This is a genomic window from uncultured Bacteroides sp., assembly GCF_910578895.1.
Lineage (GTDB): Bacteria > Bacteroidota > Bacteroidia > Bacteroidales > Bacteroidaceae > Bacteroides.
This window is the reverse complement of the sequence record NZ_CAJTSC010000063.1, coordinates 1-17,152: the sequence shown is the minus strand read 5'-3', so window position 1 is coordinate 17,152 and position 17,152 is coordinate 1. Positions and strand designations below refer to the sequence as shown.

Here is a 17,152-nt window from a genome sequence, read left to right as displayed (position 1 = left end):
GGTGTGGGATTTTTGTATAACACACACACACACACACACACACACACACACGTTCCTTACATATATTTACAGATTATCTGATAAGTATAAATTTATATTTAGGGAAGATTTTATTCTTTCCTGTCTTTCTCTTCACAGGTTATATTTACGACATTGCTTATTATTTGTCCCTTTTGTTGAAAGAAACGAAGGAGGACCTTGTCATATACATCGGCAACGCTCAGCATGACATTTCGTGTGCTGAATGTTGCCGGTGCGCATTCCCTTTAAACATAAATAAACGCTATATAATATGAATATAAGGCATATAATAGGAGGTTTTGCCCTGTTTGCTGGGCTTTCGGCAGGTAAGGTTTCCGCTCAGGAGGTAGCGGTCAAGAGTAACCTGCTGTATGATGCTGCCGCTACAATGAATGTTGGAGTGGAAGCCGGTCTTTCTCCCCGTTGGACGATGGACTTTTCCGTCAATTATAACGGTTGGACGATGTCTGATGACCGCAAGTGGAAACATTGGTTGTTGCAACCCGAAGCGCGCTACTGGTTTTGCGACCGATTTGGAGGACACTTTATGGCTGTTCACGCTTTGGGCGGGCAGTATAACATCGGAGGAGTCGGCACGAGTTTTAATTTTCTTGGCAAGGTAGACCCGGAGTTTTCCAAACGCCGTTATCAGGGATGGTTTATCGGAGCCGGTGTGGCCTACGGCTATGCGTGGATATTGAACCGCCATTGGAACCTGGAAGCCGAACTGGGTATCGGCTATGTCTATACCCGTTACGACAGTTATCCATGTGCCACTTGCGGCAAAAAGCTCGAAGATAACAAACCGCATCATTACCTCGGTCCCACAAAGGCCGCAATCAATCTTGTATATCTATTCTAACATACGTAGGCTATGAACATCATAAAGACCATACTTTGCATCACTGTGTGCTTCCTGATTTGCATTCCGGAGGCAGGTGCACAAAAGGGTAGGGGAGAGAAAGTCTCCGTTGCCAACCTTGCGGTATCACGCGACAAAGACCAGCTGTTTATCTCTATGGATATTAATGTTTCGTCCGCGGATGTGGAGAGCAATCGTGAATTATTGCTTACCCCGTGGATTAGCGGAAAGCAGGATTCCCTTGCGCTTCAGCCGATACTGGTTGCCGGACGTTCCCGCTATTATCATCACCTGCGCGACGGGCATTTGTCCGATGACATGCCCCTATACCGTTACGGCAAGGTGAAGACGGTGGAATACCGCCAATCGCTCCGTTATGAGCCGTGGATGAACGGTGCGGAACTGAAACTCGGCAAGGAGACCTGTGGTTGTTTCAGCAAAACGCTTGCCGAAGATGCCGTTTCGCTGTACAGTTTCAAGTTCGAACCGAAAGTTTTCGTTCCGCAGTTCGTTTATCTCAAGCCGGAAGCTACCGTTCATAAAATCAGTGTGGCGGGAGGTACGGCATACATTGACTTCCCGGTGAACAAAACGGAACTCTACGAGGATTACCGCCGTAACCCTGCGGAACTTGCCAAGATACGCGCCACGATAGACGCAATCCGGAATGACGCCGACACACGTATACTTTCGGTAACCATCAAGGGTTATGCCTCGCCCGAAGGCTCTTATACCAACAACGAACGGTTGGCAAAGGGAAGAACCGAGACCCTGCGGCGCTATGTGCAAGGCATTTACGCTTTTCCCGACACGTTGCTCGCTACCGACTGTGAACCGGAAGACTGGGCGGGACTCGAACGCTATGTGCAAGGTTCGCAACTCCAACATCGGGAGGCTATTCTTGACATCATCCGTGGTGGTCTGGCGCCGGATGCCAAGGAGTGGAAAATAAAGAGTTCCTATCCTAAAGATTACGCTTTCCTCTTGAAGGAGGTGTACCCCGGGCTACGCCACTCCGACTATGCGGTGAAGTATGAAGTACGTGCGTATGTCGATGTGGATGAAATCCGCCGTGTGATGAAAACCGCTCCGCAGAAACTCAGCCTACAGGAACTGTTTCTTGTAGCACAACACACGCCGGCAGGCAGTGACGACTACAACGAAGCATTCGAAATAGCCGTACGGATGTTTCCGGACGATGCCACCGCCAATCTGAATGCCGCCAATATCGCCATGAGCAAAGGGGATTTGACCGCTGCCCAACGTTACCTTGCCAAGGCAGGCAATGCTCCTGAGGCGGTATATGCGAGAGGAGTACATGCCGCACTTTCGGGCAACTATGAACAGGCGGAACTGTGTTTCGGCGAAGCCGGACAACGAGGTATAGCCGAAGCGGAAGAAGCGTTGCGCCGGATAGCGGAATGCAAGGAGTGGCAGGCGCAATAATTAAGGAATAAGTAAAGAACAATATAAATTAATTAAAAGGAAAATTATGATTTTCAAAAGATTAGTGAAGATTGGGGCGTTTATAGCTGTGACCGGTCTGATGGCAGGATGCCAATCGGACGATCTTGCGCGATTACCGGACAATGGTTCTCCCGGCGAACCCGGTAAGGTTGCTTATATGAGTATCAATGTGTCTTTGCCTTCGGCAGGCGGTGCGAAGAGCCGTGTCGGCAGCGAAGCGGAATCGCGCGCTGTTACCGATAAGGAGGTAGGTTTGGAACGTGAAAATACGGTAAAAAAAATACTGTTGGTTCTTGCCGACAATAAGAACAATTACTGTGCATCGGGAATTGTGGACGGTTTGAAATCGACCGGGGCAAGTTTAAGCGTTGCCGCAGAGTTCAATCAAACCAGCATCGGAAAGTTTTATAATGCAGACGGCACCTTAAAAGACGAATATCAGACAATCCGTGTATTTGTTTTCTGCAACCCCACCGAAGAACTCCTTCAGGAAATAAAATATCATGAGAACGGTAGTGTAGAGAAAAAAGACAGTTGGGTGGATCTTGTGTATCAAATAAAAGATGAAAATAAAGGTACGGATGCGGTTTGGAAGGATGACGAGTTTCTGATGTCCAATTATGTGATTGCCGAAAGGCAATTGCCCTCACAGTTCTCTCAATGGACATCGCTCTATGCCTCGGCGGACAGGGCTTTCGACCTTAGCGGAGCAAACGGAGGATATGTGGATAATCTTACAGGTCGTGGTCCGGTTAAGGTGGAACGCTCCGTGGCACGTTTCGACTTTAAAGACGGAAGCGGCAAGAATTGCACATACGACATTGGTGTGAACGATGCCAACCAGCTGAAAGTGCAGTTGGTCAGAATGGGGCTTGTCAACATGAGTAAGGAGTTCTATTATCTGCGCCACATGTCTGCCGACGACCAGAGGGCGAACACAACGTTGCTTACCGAAGAGAATGCAACGAATTTTGTGGTAGACACGGATGCGGATAAAAAGAAAGAGTTTATGAACAGTTCCGATTTCGGCGCTTTACATACATTGTTTCACTATCCGCTTTTCAATAAAGCCGGAAAAATCAATGATAATACGCGGACACAGTGGGACAACTATCTCATAACCGATGTCCTCGGAAAGGAGGAAGATAATGCCGATTATGCTCCGGCAGACTATCATATATGGCGTTATGTCACCGAAAATACACTGCCCGAGGTTAACAGCCAGGTGGCGGGGCTCTCTACCGGCGTTGTGTTCAAAGGCAAATTGCTTGCGGGAGAGGGTTTGGATACGAATGGCGATCTTTACAAAGCCATTAACGGAACATACCAGTTTCCCGGAAATGGACGGGATTTTCTCGGTGAACACCTGTTGCCCGTTTTATACCTGTTCCAGAACAACCTTTATGTAGGTTGGAACTGCGGTATAAAGGAAAGCGAAGAGTACAAGGATGTAAATTCGTCTCTTTATAAAGCGGCTACAACGGCAGCGGCAGGAGCAACAAAATCGCCGGACGAACTCTATCAGGCATTGTTGAAAAATACTGACGATACCGATGCCCTTGCTGCTTTCCGTGAAGCCGCCACGGCTGCCGGTTTCACGCTATATCAGGCGAGTAAGGATGATAATGCCGGTCTTGGATATTATTTCTATTACTACTATTGGAATCGTCATAGAGACAACAATAAGCCGGGCGAAATGGGACCGATGGAGTTTGCCACGGTGCGCAACCATGTTTACAAGTTGTCCGTCACCAAGATTTCAAAAATCGGATATCCCCGTATTCAGGACAATAATCCCGATCCTTTGGATCCTGAGGATCCGGACGAGGACAGTGAATTGTATATCTCCGTGGCAGTAGAAGTATTGCCGTGGGTTGTATGTGAAAACAAAATAGAATTTTAAAGAATGCGAAAACTTAGACGAAATAGGATTTCAAGGCTTGCAGGCAGGGTGTTCTGTGCCCTGTTGCTTGCCCTTTCCGGCTCATCGTGCGAAAGTTTTTTCGAAGATCTCGAACCTTGTCCGCACGGTGTTTCCTTGCGCTTCGTCTATGACTACAACATGGAATATGCCAATGCCTTTCCCAAGAAAGTGGACTGCCTCACCGTGCTGATTTACGGCGAGGACGGGCATTACATCGGTACACGTACCGTGGCAGGACCGGAATTGCAGGACGAAGCGTATCGGATGCGTTTGGATCTCGAAGAAGGAACCTACCGTTTCATCGCATACGGTGGAATGGAATGTAAGGAAAGTTCGTTTGCTTTCACGCCTGCACCGGGTGAGGACGTGCCGATGGAACAGGAGGAAGTAATGATGGATGCCGACCTCACGATGCCCGTGCAGAAAAGGCTGCACGACCACTTTTGGGGAGAACTCACGCTTACAACCACCGACTTTTATACGGATGGCACGGTGGAAATGATGAAGAATACGAACAACATCCGTATCGTGTTGCAGCAGTTGAACGGCGAGCCGGTGTATGCCAGGAACTTCGATTTCCGCATTACCGACGACAACACGCGCTTTGCATGGAACAACGTCCCGTTGCCCAACGGCACGGTCACTTATCTGCCGTGGGCAAGCGGCGAAGCATCGACGGGCATTATGGACAATGACAAAGAAATGGTGGTGGCATACGCGGAATTTTCCACTTCCCGCCTTTGGACAGGAAACTCGCCGAAGCTTCTCATCCGCACGGCGGGCGGGAAAGAGGTAGTGGACATTCCGCTGAACAACTACCTGTTGCTGCTCAAAAGCGAGTTGTATGGAAAAATGGGCAAACAGGAATTTCTCGACCGGGAGAGCGAATGGTCGCTGGTCTTCTTCCTTGACGAGAAAAACGTGTGGATCAAGACTTCCATAAAAATCAATGACTGGACGGTTCGACTGAACGATACTGAATTGTAAGATGAAGAAACACTACGCATATATCATCCTGCTATGCTGTGCGGCACTGTTTGCCGCCGGATGTTCGCGGACATGTGACGAAGAGCCGGTATCGCCGATGCCCGTCACGGCAAATCTCGATATCAGCGTGGCATTCTCCGGCAGGGCGGCAGACGGCTACAGCATTACGCCCGCGCCGGAAGGTGATTATGATGACGAGTACATGAAGTGCCTGCGCATCATCATAGTACGCCCTGACGGAACGGTGGAGCACAACCGGTTGCTCAACTTCGAAAACAATTTTGTCAAGAAGGTGGGGGATGTGGACTTCCGGGTTGTGGCAAACGAGGAGAAGAAGATATATCTGTTTGCCAACGAGGGGCTTACCAAGGTCAAAAACAAGGAGCCGGATAACGGGACCTCGGAGTTGAAGACATACGATTTCAGCACCATAGAGGCGGGCAAGCCTTTTCCTGTCAAGGAGCTGGCAGAGTATAAGTTCACACTTGGCGGAGCCACGGAGGAGTTGGCAGGACCGTTACCCATGAGCGAGTGCCACAGCGTATGGGTGCCGGAACAGGAAGACTATGCCTGCAACCTCTTTATAACGAGAGCTGCCGTGAAATTCTCGTTTGTCTTCGACAATCAAAGCGGGGAAAAACGGACATTGGCGGGCTTGGAAATAAACAAACTGCTCCGTACGGAATATTACCTGCCGCGAAACGCGGTCTATGGGGAACCGGATGCCGACGGAGTGCGGGATATCACCTCCTTCGAAGTGCCATCGTGGGAAGACTCCAACAACGGCTACTATACTTTCAAACGGTATTTTGGTGAAAACATCGACTTGCCGACGGACAAAGAAATAGCCTTGCCGCCCATTTATCTGCTGGAAGGTAAGTACGCCGACGATGCCGGAACAGACGGCGAGAATGGTCGCCGCAACTATTCGACCAGAATACAGTTGGCGGAGCTGCCCGACATGTGGCTGGAATGGCAGTATTTCCCGAATCTGACGCAGTTGCCGCGCAACACGCACGTGAAGGTCATCGCTGTGATAGGCAAGGAGAGCGCCATTGCGTGGACGGTAGAAATACTTCCTTACACCGAGGCGGTGCTCGAACCGGTGTTCGGACTGGATGAAGAGGAGCCGGAACCGTGATTGGACGCCGGAAGCATGTGAGCAGGAACAGAAAATAAAGAATTGTAACAGGAATAGGAAGAAGAATTGTAACGGGAAATAACGGACGATATGAAACGTGATATAATACTATATGTTCTATTATCCCTCTTTGCGGTATGTTTCACTGCCTGCAAGGACGATGAATTGTTTACGGACGAATCGGTTGGCAAGGGAGAAAGCCGTGTGGAATGCACCATGGCTTTTCGCCCTATGATGCCTGCACTGAACGGGGAAACACGTACTGCCGGCAATGCGATAAACAGCATCAAGAGCCTTTGCGTATTGCGGTATGACAGCGACAAGAAACTGGTGAAGAAAGATGTGATAAACAACTATAAGGAAAGCTCGGACCCCAATCCCCGTGCTACGTTTTCGCTGGCAGTCCCTTATGGACGCTATTACATCTATGCCGTGGCAAACATGGGAGAACTTACTGCCTATGACGATGCGATAAAGACGGTAGACGGGCTGAAAGCAATATCGCTCAGTTGGAATGCGGATGACATTGCCGCCAACAACCAGATGTTCGGCCATTTCGATGTGAAAAGCGCGGAAGCCAAAGCGGACGGCACGAAACCCGGAGTTGCCCCCCTGCTGGTTATCAACCGGAAGAGCATGGCACTACATGCCGACATACGCCGTGCGGCGTCGAAGGTGACGGTGGCTTACGACGGTTCGCGGCTTGCGGAGGGTGTGTTCGTATACATTAACTCCGTGCAGATTAAAGACATCCCTTCGACCTGTCTTTTGGGGGATACGAATACGGTGAAAGACAAAGCCGGGCTTATTGCGGACGGTGAGAAGATAGCCTATTCTGCCACCGACACGCCAAGCGATAGCTGTGAAGTGATTATAGCCAAAGGGCGTCCCTACTATCCGTATGAGGAAGGGAATCCTGAAAAAATCAGCAGTAATGCCCATTCCGAATCGGCGGAAGCCCTGTTCTTTTACGAGAACATGCAGGGTGAGGGGAAAGATAAGGCACAAGACAGGGAAAACATGGGTGATAATTCGAAACCCAAAGATGATAAACCGTATGGCACATATATTGAAGTCACGGGATATTACCGTTCCATCAATCCCGACAAGGTGGGCAACGGTCCTATCAAATTCCGCTTTATGTTGGGCAAGGACATCAAGACCGACTATGATGCCGAACGCAATTACCACTATAAGCTGACGTTGGTTTTCAATAAATTTGCCAACGATGCCGACTGGCATATCGAGTACAAGGAGATACCGCCGAGTATTATCGTGCCCGATGAATACTACATCTCTTACCTGTATAACCGTACGATGAATCTGCCGATAAAGATAAATACCGGTGGAGGTACGCTCAAATCATTGAAAGCGAACATTATTACCAACAACTGGGCTCCTTACAACAACGATTTGGATTATGCCAAGCAATACGATTATGATGTAAATCCCGATAATCCTGCCCTTAATGCTCCGTGGAACGGTTTCCTCTCTTTGCGCAAGACAAAATACAAGATTTTGGATACCGGAAAAGGGGACGAGTCGGAAGGAATACACAAGATTACCGATAATAAATCGTATTACAGCAATCCGGACAGAAACTTGGGAGCACGCGAATATGAAGTGGCTGACGGAGTGCATAGCGATGCGGAGGACGGTGATTATACGTTGAAATACAATGATGATGAAACCATCGATATACAACTTCCGTTTTACACCCGGGCAAAACAATTGATTATCAGTACCGGCTATACCGGCAACAACCCGTATGTGGCATACCGCCGCCGTGCCACGGTAGAGGTAAGTGCGGAATTGGAGTTCTCCGCCGAAGGGGGAGGCACAGAAACAAAGCTGTTGCGGGATACTTGTGAGATATTCCAGATGCGTAGAGTGGTAAATCCGAAAGGCATATATCGCAGCCACGATAAAACGACACCTTTTCATGTCAACTTAAAGGTATTGCCCAAAGAGAATGCTACGGAATTCATCTCACTGACCTCTTATGGTCCGTGGAAAGCGGAGGTGTTGTCGTTGGGTGGCGAAGATTTTGTTACAGTGGATGGTGGCAAGGAGGTATCGGGATTTTCGGGTTCGCAGATAGATTTTACCGTAGGATTCACGAGCACGTGTGATGCGAACAAGTCGCGGTGTGCGGTGATTCGTGTCGACTACAACTATTATTCCTGCCAGCATCTTATATTCGTGCGGCAGGGGTATGCGCCGATTCAGATGATTCCGGGCGGAGTAAAGTGGCATACATTTAATTTGCTGACAAAGGATAGCGAGGTGGCATCTCCGTGTGATGAGGGTTCGCTTTTTAAGTTCGGAAACCTGGATCAGCCCATTGCCGCATCCAACCAAAAGAATAAACGTAATCCGTGGATACATGTAGAACCTAAGTTTTTTGAGAGCGATGAGAATCTGAAATTCGCGATTGTGGATGGTGATTCATCGAAATGGGCAGACATATCATACGAGGAATATACGACACCTGAGCCGAAGTGGAGCAAAAGAATGCCTGCCGTAGGACGCATAGCCAGCTACAACGATTATCATGTCATGTTTATCAATGATGACATTCAGTTTAATTACGGAGTGCTTTACGATGATGACGCTTCCGAAACGGCATCATCGCTTGAGGATGTTTACGGTTACCGTTCCGGAAATCCGGACACGGAAAAGGGACGTGGCATGCGTGGGTGCTTTGTCTACAACTCCAGTACGGGAAACAACTTGTTTTTCCCGATTGGCGCTTCAGGCTACGGACGTCGTAGGGATATAGATTTGGAAAGACCGATTAGTTACACTGGTAATGCGAAATGTGTGCATCGTTATGGCAATCGTACGAGTTACTATCCTACATCAGGTTTGGCAGACAGGCCGCTTTTCTATGACTTGTTCATGCGTCCCGGAGCGGTGTATTGGTTGGAAAAACAGCATGTAGTTCAGGAGAATGGTAAGGATGAGCCCAAAGTATGCCTTGATATCAACTATTTTTCATTCGACTTCAACGCCATAGGACTACTCAATAGTATACTTGAAGATGGTAGGAAAAATGAAAGCGATGCCTGCTTCATACGTTGCGTAGAATAACATCAGGTTCTTATGCTTTGAAACTCCCGGTTCCTGTTAACTGGAACCGGGAGCTTCGTTTAATAGGGCAGAAGATATCACTTTATTTGCCTCATTTCGTTCTTCTTCTTGTACCGATATACTTTACGATTTCCGCCCCTTTGAAGTAGATAATAAGTGAACTGACGATAATCAGCATGCCAGCTACCGTGCTGAATGCAGGGTGTTCTCCCGTAAGCATTATCCAGCTTAATACAGCTCCCAGAATGGGATTGATGAGGCGGCACATGTTGATGTCGCTGACTTTGGCGTCTTTGCTTTGCAACGCCATGAACCAGAAACTGAACGCAAAGACGGATATGAATACGAGGATGCCCAGACTGAGATAAAATCCGGCAGGCTTGCCGATGAAAGAGTGGTATCCTTCCGTGCCCAGCCCTATGGCATAGATAAGGGCACCGCCGAAAAACATCTGCACGGCATTCAGGAAGATAGGGTCTATCTTGCCTTTTTCTTCGGAGACGGAGATAGCGGAATAGCCCTGGAAGATGATGCTGAGCAGCAACAGCACGATGCCTGCAATGCCTTTCCAGCTCAGCGGTTCGCCATCGCTGCCCATGCCCACAATCAGCAGGAGTCCTGCAAGGCTGATGATGAGGCTGGTTATCTTATAACCGTTCAATTTGTCGTTGCTTGCCAGCAGGTGGGCAAGCAGTACGTTGATAAGCGGTGTCATGCCCATGATGATGGACGATATGGCTCCGCTGACGAAGTCCACGCCGAAATAGAAAGCCGTATAGCCCATCAGCATATTGATGAGTATCAGGTTGAGGAACAGTTTGCCGTGCTGCCTGATTTCCTGCCACATCCCTTTGTGCCAGGTGTAAGCGAAAAGTAAAACGCCGACACTGGTGAAACGCAGGCCGGCGAAATTCATAGGAGTGAAGTCATAACTAAGCCCTTGCTTGATAAACGGATTTACGATGGCCCATAGCACAGATGCCAATATGGCGTATAGCAGTCCTTTTTTCATGATTGTAGAAAGTTGTTTATGAAATAGGCTGCAAAGATACGATATAGAAATCTTCGGAACAAGCAAAGGGGGCAAAGAACAGGTCAGTCCTTCTCTTTGCCGAAGTCGATGGTCATATAGCGTTCACCGTCGTACATGCTTTTTACACGGATATTGAGACCGGTTTTTCCTGTCATTTGATCGGCTATCTTGTCCAACTTGAAGGAGACGAGTCCTTGTCCCGGCACACGTGGCTCATCACCGTGGGCGTTTTGGCGGAACTCCAGCGTGATGTAGCCTTCTTTGTCGTGCTTATTGTCGGACGCTTCGTTGACTACCAGATTCAGCATGTGTTTCTTCTCTTTGTCTCCGCTGTGGTATAGCTGGTATTGGATGTTCAGATAATTGTCCGTAATCCACATGTTGGTGATGTTGATACGGTCGTCGCCAATGCTGTCGGCCTTTTCGGCAGGCATGAAGTAGATGTCTTTGGTAAGGATATTCTCTATGTGGTTGATTTTGGCATTATAATCGTAACCGTCTGCTTTCTCGTCCAATAGGTTGAAATATACAAAAGCGCGTTGCCCTTCTATCAGTGTGTAATTGTTGATTTGGGCGGTGTCGCCGGGAAACATTTTGGTGCCCTCATCAAGCGCGAAGTAATAATCTTTTCCATCGATGATTCGCACGGTGCCGATGGTGAGCGACGAGCGTTCACTGTCGTCCCAGTCGTCTAAGCAGGATTGCAGTACGGGAGTGGCGATGAGCAGCAACAGAAATGCGGCTAATGTAGTTCTTGACTTTTTCATAAGTAGAGGTCTTTTTATTGGTTTTGTAATTTGGATTTTATATTCGGAAAATACCGGAACAGCACAAATACTGCTTGCTGGTTTGTTAAAGAAGATAAAGAATGAATTCCGTATCTGCCGGATGCAGTATTTTTGCGATTGTTGTATTTATAAGATAAACACGTGTTAAGAGAGAATGGAAGAACAGGCATTGGCAGAACGCTGTAGGCAAGGAGATAATCTTGCCCGCAAGGAACTGTACGAACGGTATGCGGGGCGGATGCTCGGCGTATGTTTGCGTTATGCCGGTGACCGGGAGACCGCACAGGACCTGATGCACGACGGCTTTCTGAAACTATTCGACTCTTTCGATAAGTTCACTTGGCGCGGAGAGGGTTCTTTGCGGGCATGGATGGAGCGTGTGATGGTGAATACGGTGTTGCAATATCTGCGGAAGAATGATGTGATGAACCAGTCTGCTGCGCTGGACAATGTGCCGGAGGTGTATGATGAACCGGATGCTTTGGCGGTGGATACTATTCCCCAAAAGGTGTTGATGCAATTTATAAGCGAGCTTCCTGCCGGCTACCGTACCGTATTCAACTTATTTGTTTTTGAAGATAAATCTCATAAGGAAATAGCCCGGTTGCTGGGCATTAATGAAAAATCATCGGCTTCGCAGTTGGTACGTGCTAAAGCGGCTTTGGCGGGTAAAGTGAAGAAGTGGATGGAAAAAAACGCATAAAAAGGAGAGAGGTATGGAAGATGAATTGTGGATGCGAAAGATAAAGGAGCGGTTGGACGATTATGCCGAACCGCTATCCGTTTCCGGTTGGGAACGGATTGAAAGGGATTTGGCGGCTTCGGAACATCCGGTAACACCGGTAGTTGCCGGATGGCGGAGGATTCCTTTCCGCCGCTGGGCTGTAGCTGCGGCTGCGGTGCTGCTTGTTGCCGTGTCGTCGGTCAGTGTATGGTTGCTACAAAGCCCTGTGGGAGAGGAAGTGCGGAATACGGCTACACCGGTATTGGCAACAGTTGTTCCGGACAGACTGCCCGAGCAGCGGTTACCGGAGATACGGATGGAGGTAGCGGAACCCGGCTGTCGTGGGCAGGAACAAGTATCGATGACGGGTACAAACAGGCACTCTTTGCTGGCGCAGCAACTGCTTGTTGCGGATAAGACGGAAGGAGAAGAGGAGACGCAGCGTTTGGATGTCGGGCAGGAAATTCGGGAAGAGAATATGCGTGAACAATCGGAAACGGTGTATCAGGAGGCAGCGGTTGAGGCAATCGGAGAGGAACGGTCGGAGAAGCAACAGGTGGAACGCCATCGTCCGTCCGGCAGGGATAAGTTGCACTTGCCGGTAGGGGAAACGAAGCGGGAGAAATCGCAGAACTGGTCGGTAGGGCTCTCCGTCGGAAATACCGGCGGATTGATTTCGGGAAACGGTATGGATGAAAGCGGTTTGTTGCAAGCCGGTCCGACTTTCGGCGGAAAGGTTGACCTTTCTACGGTGGCTAATGGAATAATGGAAGTGCCGGAGGGGCAGGAACTCGTTTTCAGGGATGGTATGCCTTACTTGTTGAGAGAGGCGGAACAGATAACGGATATCAGCCACAAGCAGCCTTTGTCTTTTGGCTTTTCGGTACGTAAAGGACTGGCGAAAGGGTTCTCTGTAGAGACCGGATTGACATACACGTATCTTGCTTCGGATGTGAAATTTGCCGGAAATTCGGAGAAGGTCAGCCAAAAGTTGCACTACTTGGGCATTCCTGTGCGGGCAAACTGGAACTTTGTGGATAAGAAGTCTTTCATCATGTATGTTTCTGCCGGTGGTGCTATGGAAAAATGTGTTTACGGAAAACTCGGAAGTAAAAGCGAAACGGTGAAGCCGCTGCAATTCTCGGTGATGGGGGCTGTAGGTGCGCAGTATAATATCAATGGCAGGGTAGGCATCTATGTGGAGCCGGGAGTGTCTCATTTCTTCGATGACGGGTCCGATGTTCAGACAATAAGAAAAGAAAATCCCTGCAACTTTACGTTACAGGGAGGGATACGGTTGACCTACTGATTAAACGAGACATATCAAAATACACGTGAAGGTTTCTTTCAGATACTGATTACGCGGATTTCATAGGTTTTCTTTATTCTTTTTCTGTGAAATCCGCGTAATCAGGGATATTCAGTAAATGTCCCTAATCAGCATTTGAAAAGAAACAAAGAGTAAGTGGGTTTTTGTTTTGACATACTTTCATCAATTTACCACGACTGTGGTAAAGTATGTTTTAAAAAGATTTTCGGCTCGTTCCAATTGCTCGGGAGAGTTCTCTACTACTTCTTTTAATTGATAATCCCATCCCATAGCTTCATATTTATGTACTCCTAAGCGGTGGTAGGGGAGTATTTCTACCCGTTGTATGCTTTGGTATCTGCCGAACAGCTCGCCCATGCCGCGTATGTCTTCCTCGAAATCACTGTATCCGGGCACTAAGACATAGCGTAGCCAGAACGGGTGTCCTTGTTGTTCCAACCAGGCGGCGGTACGTAGGGTTTGCTCATTGCTGCGTCCGGTCAGTGTGCGGTGGCGTATGGGGTTGAACTCTTTGATATCCAATAGTACCAGGTCCGTCAGGTTTAACAACTCTTCTACCTTCTCATTCCAAATACCGCCATTGGTGTCGAGACAGATGTGGATGCCGTTGGCTTTCAACTCCTTGAACAGAGGTATCAATTCCTCTGCCTGCAAGGTCGGTTCGCCACCGGAAAAAGTAATGCCCCCTTTCTTTCCAAAAAAAGCTTTTTGGCTGACCGCCATTTGCAGGATTTCGTCAGCAGGGGTGGGAGTACCTCCTTTTACGTCTATCGTATCGGGGTTGGCACAATACAGGCAACGGAACGGACAGCCCTGAAGGAATACGACAAGCCGTAGTCCCGGACCATCGAATGTGCCCATTGATTCGTATGAATGAACATTGATCATAATCGTCTATTGATGAGAGTTTGTTTAAGAGCCTGTTTAAATTTTCCTTTAAAATATTCCATCGGCTTTTCGCGAAGAGGTTGTTTTTTCCGTTTTCTTCATTACATGCCCTGCTGTGTTCTTTTAGGGCGGACGGAAAACATTTTCGGAAAGAACCCTCAAGACAATACCAAACGAAATTTAAACAGGCTCTAAGTAAAAACGTAATGAAAAGAAGGCACGGATTACAGGATTGTTATTTCGGATTTTTGTCTAATCCGTGAAATCCGTCTAATCCGTGCCTTAAAGAAGTTATAGGTTCGATTTATCGATTACATTCTTTCATGGAAACTGCGGCTGATAACTTCCAACTGGTGTTCGCGGCTCAACTTCACGAAATTTACGGCATAACCGGAAACACGGATGGTGAGTTGCGGATACTTTTCGGGATGTTCCATGGCATCTTCCAGCATTTCGCGGTTCAGTACGTTCACATTCAGGTGGTGCGCACCTTTGGTGAAGTAACCGTCCATCATCGTAACCAGGTTCTCGACACGTTCTTCGGCAGTAGGACCTAATGATTTCGGAACGATGGAGAATGTGTTGCTGATACCGTCTTGGGAGTCACGATAACGCAGTTTGGCTACAGAACTCAAAGAGGCGATGGCACCGTTCTTGTCGCGTCCGTGCATCGGGTTGGCTCCCGGAGCGAAAGCAACACCTTTGGCACGGCCGTCGGGAGTGGCACCGGTTTTCTTTCCGTACATCACGTTGGAGGTGATAGTCAGCAATGACAGGGTAGGACGGGCGTTCTTGTAAACGGGCAGTTTCTTCAACTCTTCGCTGAAGTAGTATACCAAGTCTACGCCGAGGTGGTCTACGCGGTCGTCGTTGTTGCCGAAGCAAGGGAAAGAACCCTCGATGTCAAAGCCTTCTGTCAGTCCGATATCGTTGCGGCGTGCCGTTACTTTGGCATATTTAATGGCAGACAGCGAGTCAATGGCAATGGAAAGACCGGCTACACCGTAAGCAAGGTTGATGCGCGGGTCGGTATCAACGAATGCCATCTGGGCTTTTTCGTAATAATACTTGTCGTGCATGTAGTGGATGATGTTCATTGCCTCATTGTATACACGGGCAATTTCCGTCAGCACTTTCTTATAATTGTTCATTACTTCTTCGAAGTTCAGCGTGTCTTGAGTCAGCACGGGGATGCCTTTCACCATTACGGTTCCGGTATTCTCGCAACGTCCGCCGTTGATGGCAAGCAACAATGCTTTGGCAAGGTTGGCACGTGCACCGAAGAACTGGATTTGCTTACCGATGGCTTGGTAAGATACACAGCAGGCGATACCGTAATCATCGCAGTTGCGCACTTCACGCATCAGGTTGTCGTTTTCGTATTGGATGGAACTGGTGTCTACGGATACTTTGGCACAGAAGTCCTTGAAACCTTCCGGCAGTTCGGGACTCCACAGTACGGTCATGTTAGGCTCGGGAGAAGGACCGAGGTTGTACAAAGTTTGCAGGAAGCGGAAAGAGGTCTTCGTTACTTTCACGCGTCCGTCGTTGAAACGTCCGCCGATGGCTTCGGTCACCCAAGTGGGGTCTCCGGCAAAGATATCGTTGTAAGACTGCATACGCAGATGGCGTACCATGCGCAGTTTGATGATGAACTGGTCGATCAGTTCCTGTGCGAATGTCTCGTCGATGTTACCGTGGGCGAGATCGTATTCGATGAAGATATCAAGGAAAGAAGACACATTACCCAATGACATGGCTGCACCGTCTTGCTCTTTTACGGCAGCAAGATATGCCATATATACCCACTGTACGGCTTCTTGGGCAGATGTAGCGGGATGGCTGAGGTCGAGACCGTAATATTCACCCATAATCTTGATGTCCTTTAAAGCCTTGATTTGCTCTGCCACTTCTTCGCGCAGGCGGATGCGTGCTTCGGTCATAGGACCGGTCAGGTTACGCAAATCTTCCTTTTTGGCTTCGATGAGACGGTCAATTCCGTACAATGCCAGACGACGGTAATCACCGATGATACGTCCGCGGGCGTAGTTGTCGGGAAGTCCGGTAAGGAAACCTAATGAACGGAAAGAACGGATTTCTTCGGTATATACATCGAATACGCCATCGTTATGTGTTTTACGGTAGTGCGTAAAGATATCTTTTACTTTATCGTCCACTTCCACCCCGTTTTCATGGCATGCTTTTGCCACGACATTGATACCGCCGAAGGGCTTAATGGCACGTTTCAGCAGTTCGTCCGTTTGCAAGCCTACGATAAGTTCGTTTTCCTTATCTATATAGCCTGCTTTGTGGGAAGTGATGGTAGATACTGTGATATGGTCTAATGAGCGGACACCGTTATTGGCTCTTTCTTCTTCCAAAGCTTCCAGACAGAGGTTCCAAATGCGTTTGGTGCGTTCCGTAGGTCCTTGTAAGAAAGATGCGTCTCCGGTGTAGGATGTGAGGTTTTTACTAACGAAATCACTGACATTGATTTCTTTACTCCAAAGCCCGTCAATAAAGGTTTTGTTTAATTCCATAAATATTTTTTTGTTTAAAAAGGTGATTTAGATATGTTATCCTTTAGTGCGTGCAAAATTACGGAAATATTTCCGTAATTACATAATAAAATGAATAGTTTTTATGCTGCAGAACATGAAATAACCACGAATGACTTGTTTAATGAAACATACGCTGTTTTTTTTCAAATTTATTTGCAGATTAAAAAAGAAGCGTTATCTTTGCACCGCTTTAAGAGAAAAGTACTTTTTTGAAAGAGAAGTTTTGGAGAGGTGGCAGAGTGGTCGATTGCGGCGGTCTTGAAAACCGTTGTGCTGCGAGGCACCCGGGGTTCGAATCCCTGTCTCTCCGCAATAAACGCTGAAAATCAGCAA

The 17,152-nt window shown here is 48.2% G+C and carries 12 protein-coding genes and 1 tRNA gene; 9 read left to right on the top strand and 4 right to left on the bottom strand.

The features are described from left to right. Nucleotides 1-292: 292 nt before the first annotated feature. From QZ327_RS12580 to QZ327_RS12555, 6 genes are all read left to right on the top strand, one after another. Nucleotides 293-883 (top strand): DUF3575 domain-containing protein, encoded by a 591-nt coding sequence (locus tag QZ327_RS12580; RefSeq protein WP_294619809.1) that lies wholly within the window; start codon nucleotides 293-295, stop codon nucleotides 881-883. A 21-nt stretch (nucleotides 884-904) separates the two neighbouring features. Further along, nucleotides 905-2,329, top strand: a complete 1,425-nt coding sequence (locus QZ327_RS12575; RefSeq protein WP_294619811.1) for a DUF3868 domain-containing protein — start codon at nucleotides 905-907, stop codon at nucleotides 2,327-2,329. A 46-nt stretch (nucleotides 2,330-2,375) separates the two neighbouring features. Beyond that, nucleotides 2,376-4,253, top strand: a complete 1,878-nt coding sequence (locus QZ327_RS12570; protein WP_294619807.1) for an Mfa1 family fimbria major subunit — start codon at nucleotides 2,376-2,378, stop codon at nucleotides 4,251-4,253. A 3-nt stretch (nucleotides 4,254-4,256) separates the two neighbouring features. Next, complete coding sequence (locus QZ327_RS12565) at nucleotides 4,257-5,261, top strand: FimB/Mfa2 family fimbrial subunit (RefSeq protein WP_294619805.1); 1,005 nt, start codon at nucleotides 4,257-4,259, stop codon at nucleotides 5,259-5,261. A 1-nt stretch (nucleotide 5,262) separates the two neighbouring features. Next, nucleotides 5,263-6,402 carry a hypothetical protein gene (locus QZ327_RS12560; RefSeq protein WP_294619803.1) on the top strand — a complete coding sequence of 380 codons (1,140 nt, stop codon included), beginning with the start codon at nucleotides 5,263-5,265 and terminating at the stop codon, nucleotides 6,400-6,402. A gap of 90 nt (nucleotides 6,403-6,492) precedes the next feature. Further along, nucleotides 6,493-9,495 carry a hypothetical protein gene (locus tag QZ327_RS12555; RefSeq protein ID WP_294619801.1) on the top strand — a complete coding sequence of 1,001 codons (3,003 nt, stop codon included), beginning with the start codon at nucleotides 6,493-6,495 and terminating at the stop codon, nucleotides 9,493-9,495. Between the two features lie 91 nt (nucleotides 9,496-9,586). On the opposite strand, the gene QZ327_RS12550 is transcribed toward QZ327_RS12555, so the two are convergent. Further along, a complete protein-coding gene (locus QZ327_RS12550; RefSeq protein WP_294619799.1) occupies nucleotides 9,587-10,507 on the bottom strand; it encodes a DMT family transporter in 921 nt (306 codons plus the stop codon). Between the two features lie 83 nt (nucleotides 10,508-10,590). Then, nucleotides 10,591-11,295, bottom strand: coding sequence for a NigD-like protein (locus QZ327_RS12545; RefSeq protein WP_294619797.1), 705 nt, complete (start codon nucleotides 11,293-11,295; stop codon nucleotides 10,591-10,593). 175 nt (nucleotides 11,296-11,470) lie between these two features. On the opposite strand from QZ327_RS12545, the gene QZ327_RS12540 reads away from it, so the two are divergent. Next, complete coding sequence (locus QZ327_RS12540; protein ID WP_294619795.1) at nucleotides 11,471-12,019, top strand: sigma-70 family RNA polymerase sigma factor; 549 nt, start codon at nucleotides 11,471-11,473, stop codon at nucleotides 12,017-12,019. 13 nt (nucleotides 12,020-12,032) lie between these two features. Beyond that, entirely contained in the window at nucleotides 12,033-13,349 is a 1,317-nt protein-coding gene (locus tag QZ327_RS12535; RefSeq protein ID WP_294619793.1) for a porin family protein, read from the top strand. A 183-nt stretch (nucleotides 13,350-13,532) separates the two neighbouring features. Here the strand turns inward: QZ327_RS12535 and pflA are convergent, their stop codons facing one another. After that, nucleotides 13,533-14,258, bottom strand: a complete 726-nt coding sequence (pflA, locus tag QZ327_RS12530) for a pyruvate formate-lyase-activating protein (protein ID WP_294619791.1) — start codon at nucleotides 14,256-14,258, stop codon at nucleotides 13,533-13,535. A gap of 311 nt (nucleotides 14,259-14,569) precedes the next feature. Beyond that, on the bottom strand, nucleotides 14,570-16,798 hold the full coding sequence (pflB, locus tag QZ327_RS12525; RefSeq protein WP_294619789.1) for a formate C-acetyltransferase: 2,229 nt from the start codon (nucleotides 16,796-16,798) through the stop codon (nucleotides 14,570-14,572). A 246-nt stretch (nucleotides 16,799-17,044) separates the two neighbouring features. On the opposite strand from pflB, the gene QZ327_RS12520 reads away from it, so the two are divergent. Continuing rightward, nucleotides 17,045-17,129 (top strand) — tRNA-Ser (locus QZ327_RS12520). Nucleotides 17,130-17,152 lie beyond the last annotated feature (23 nt).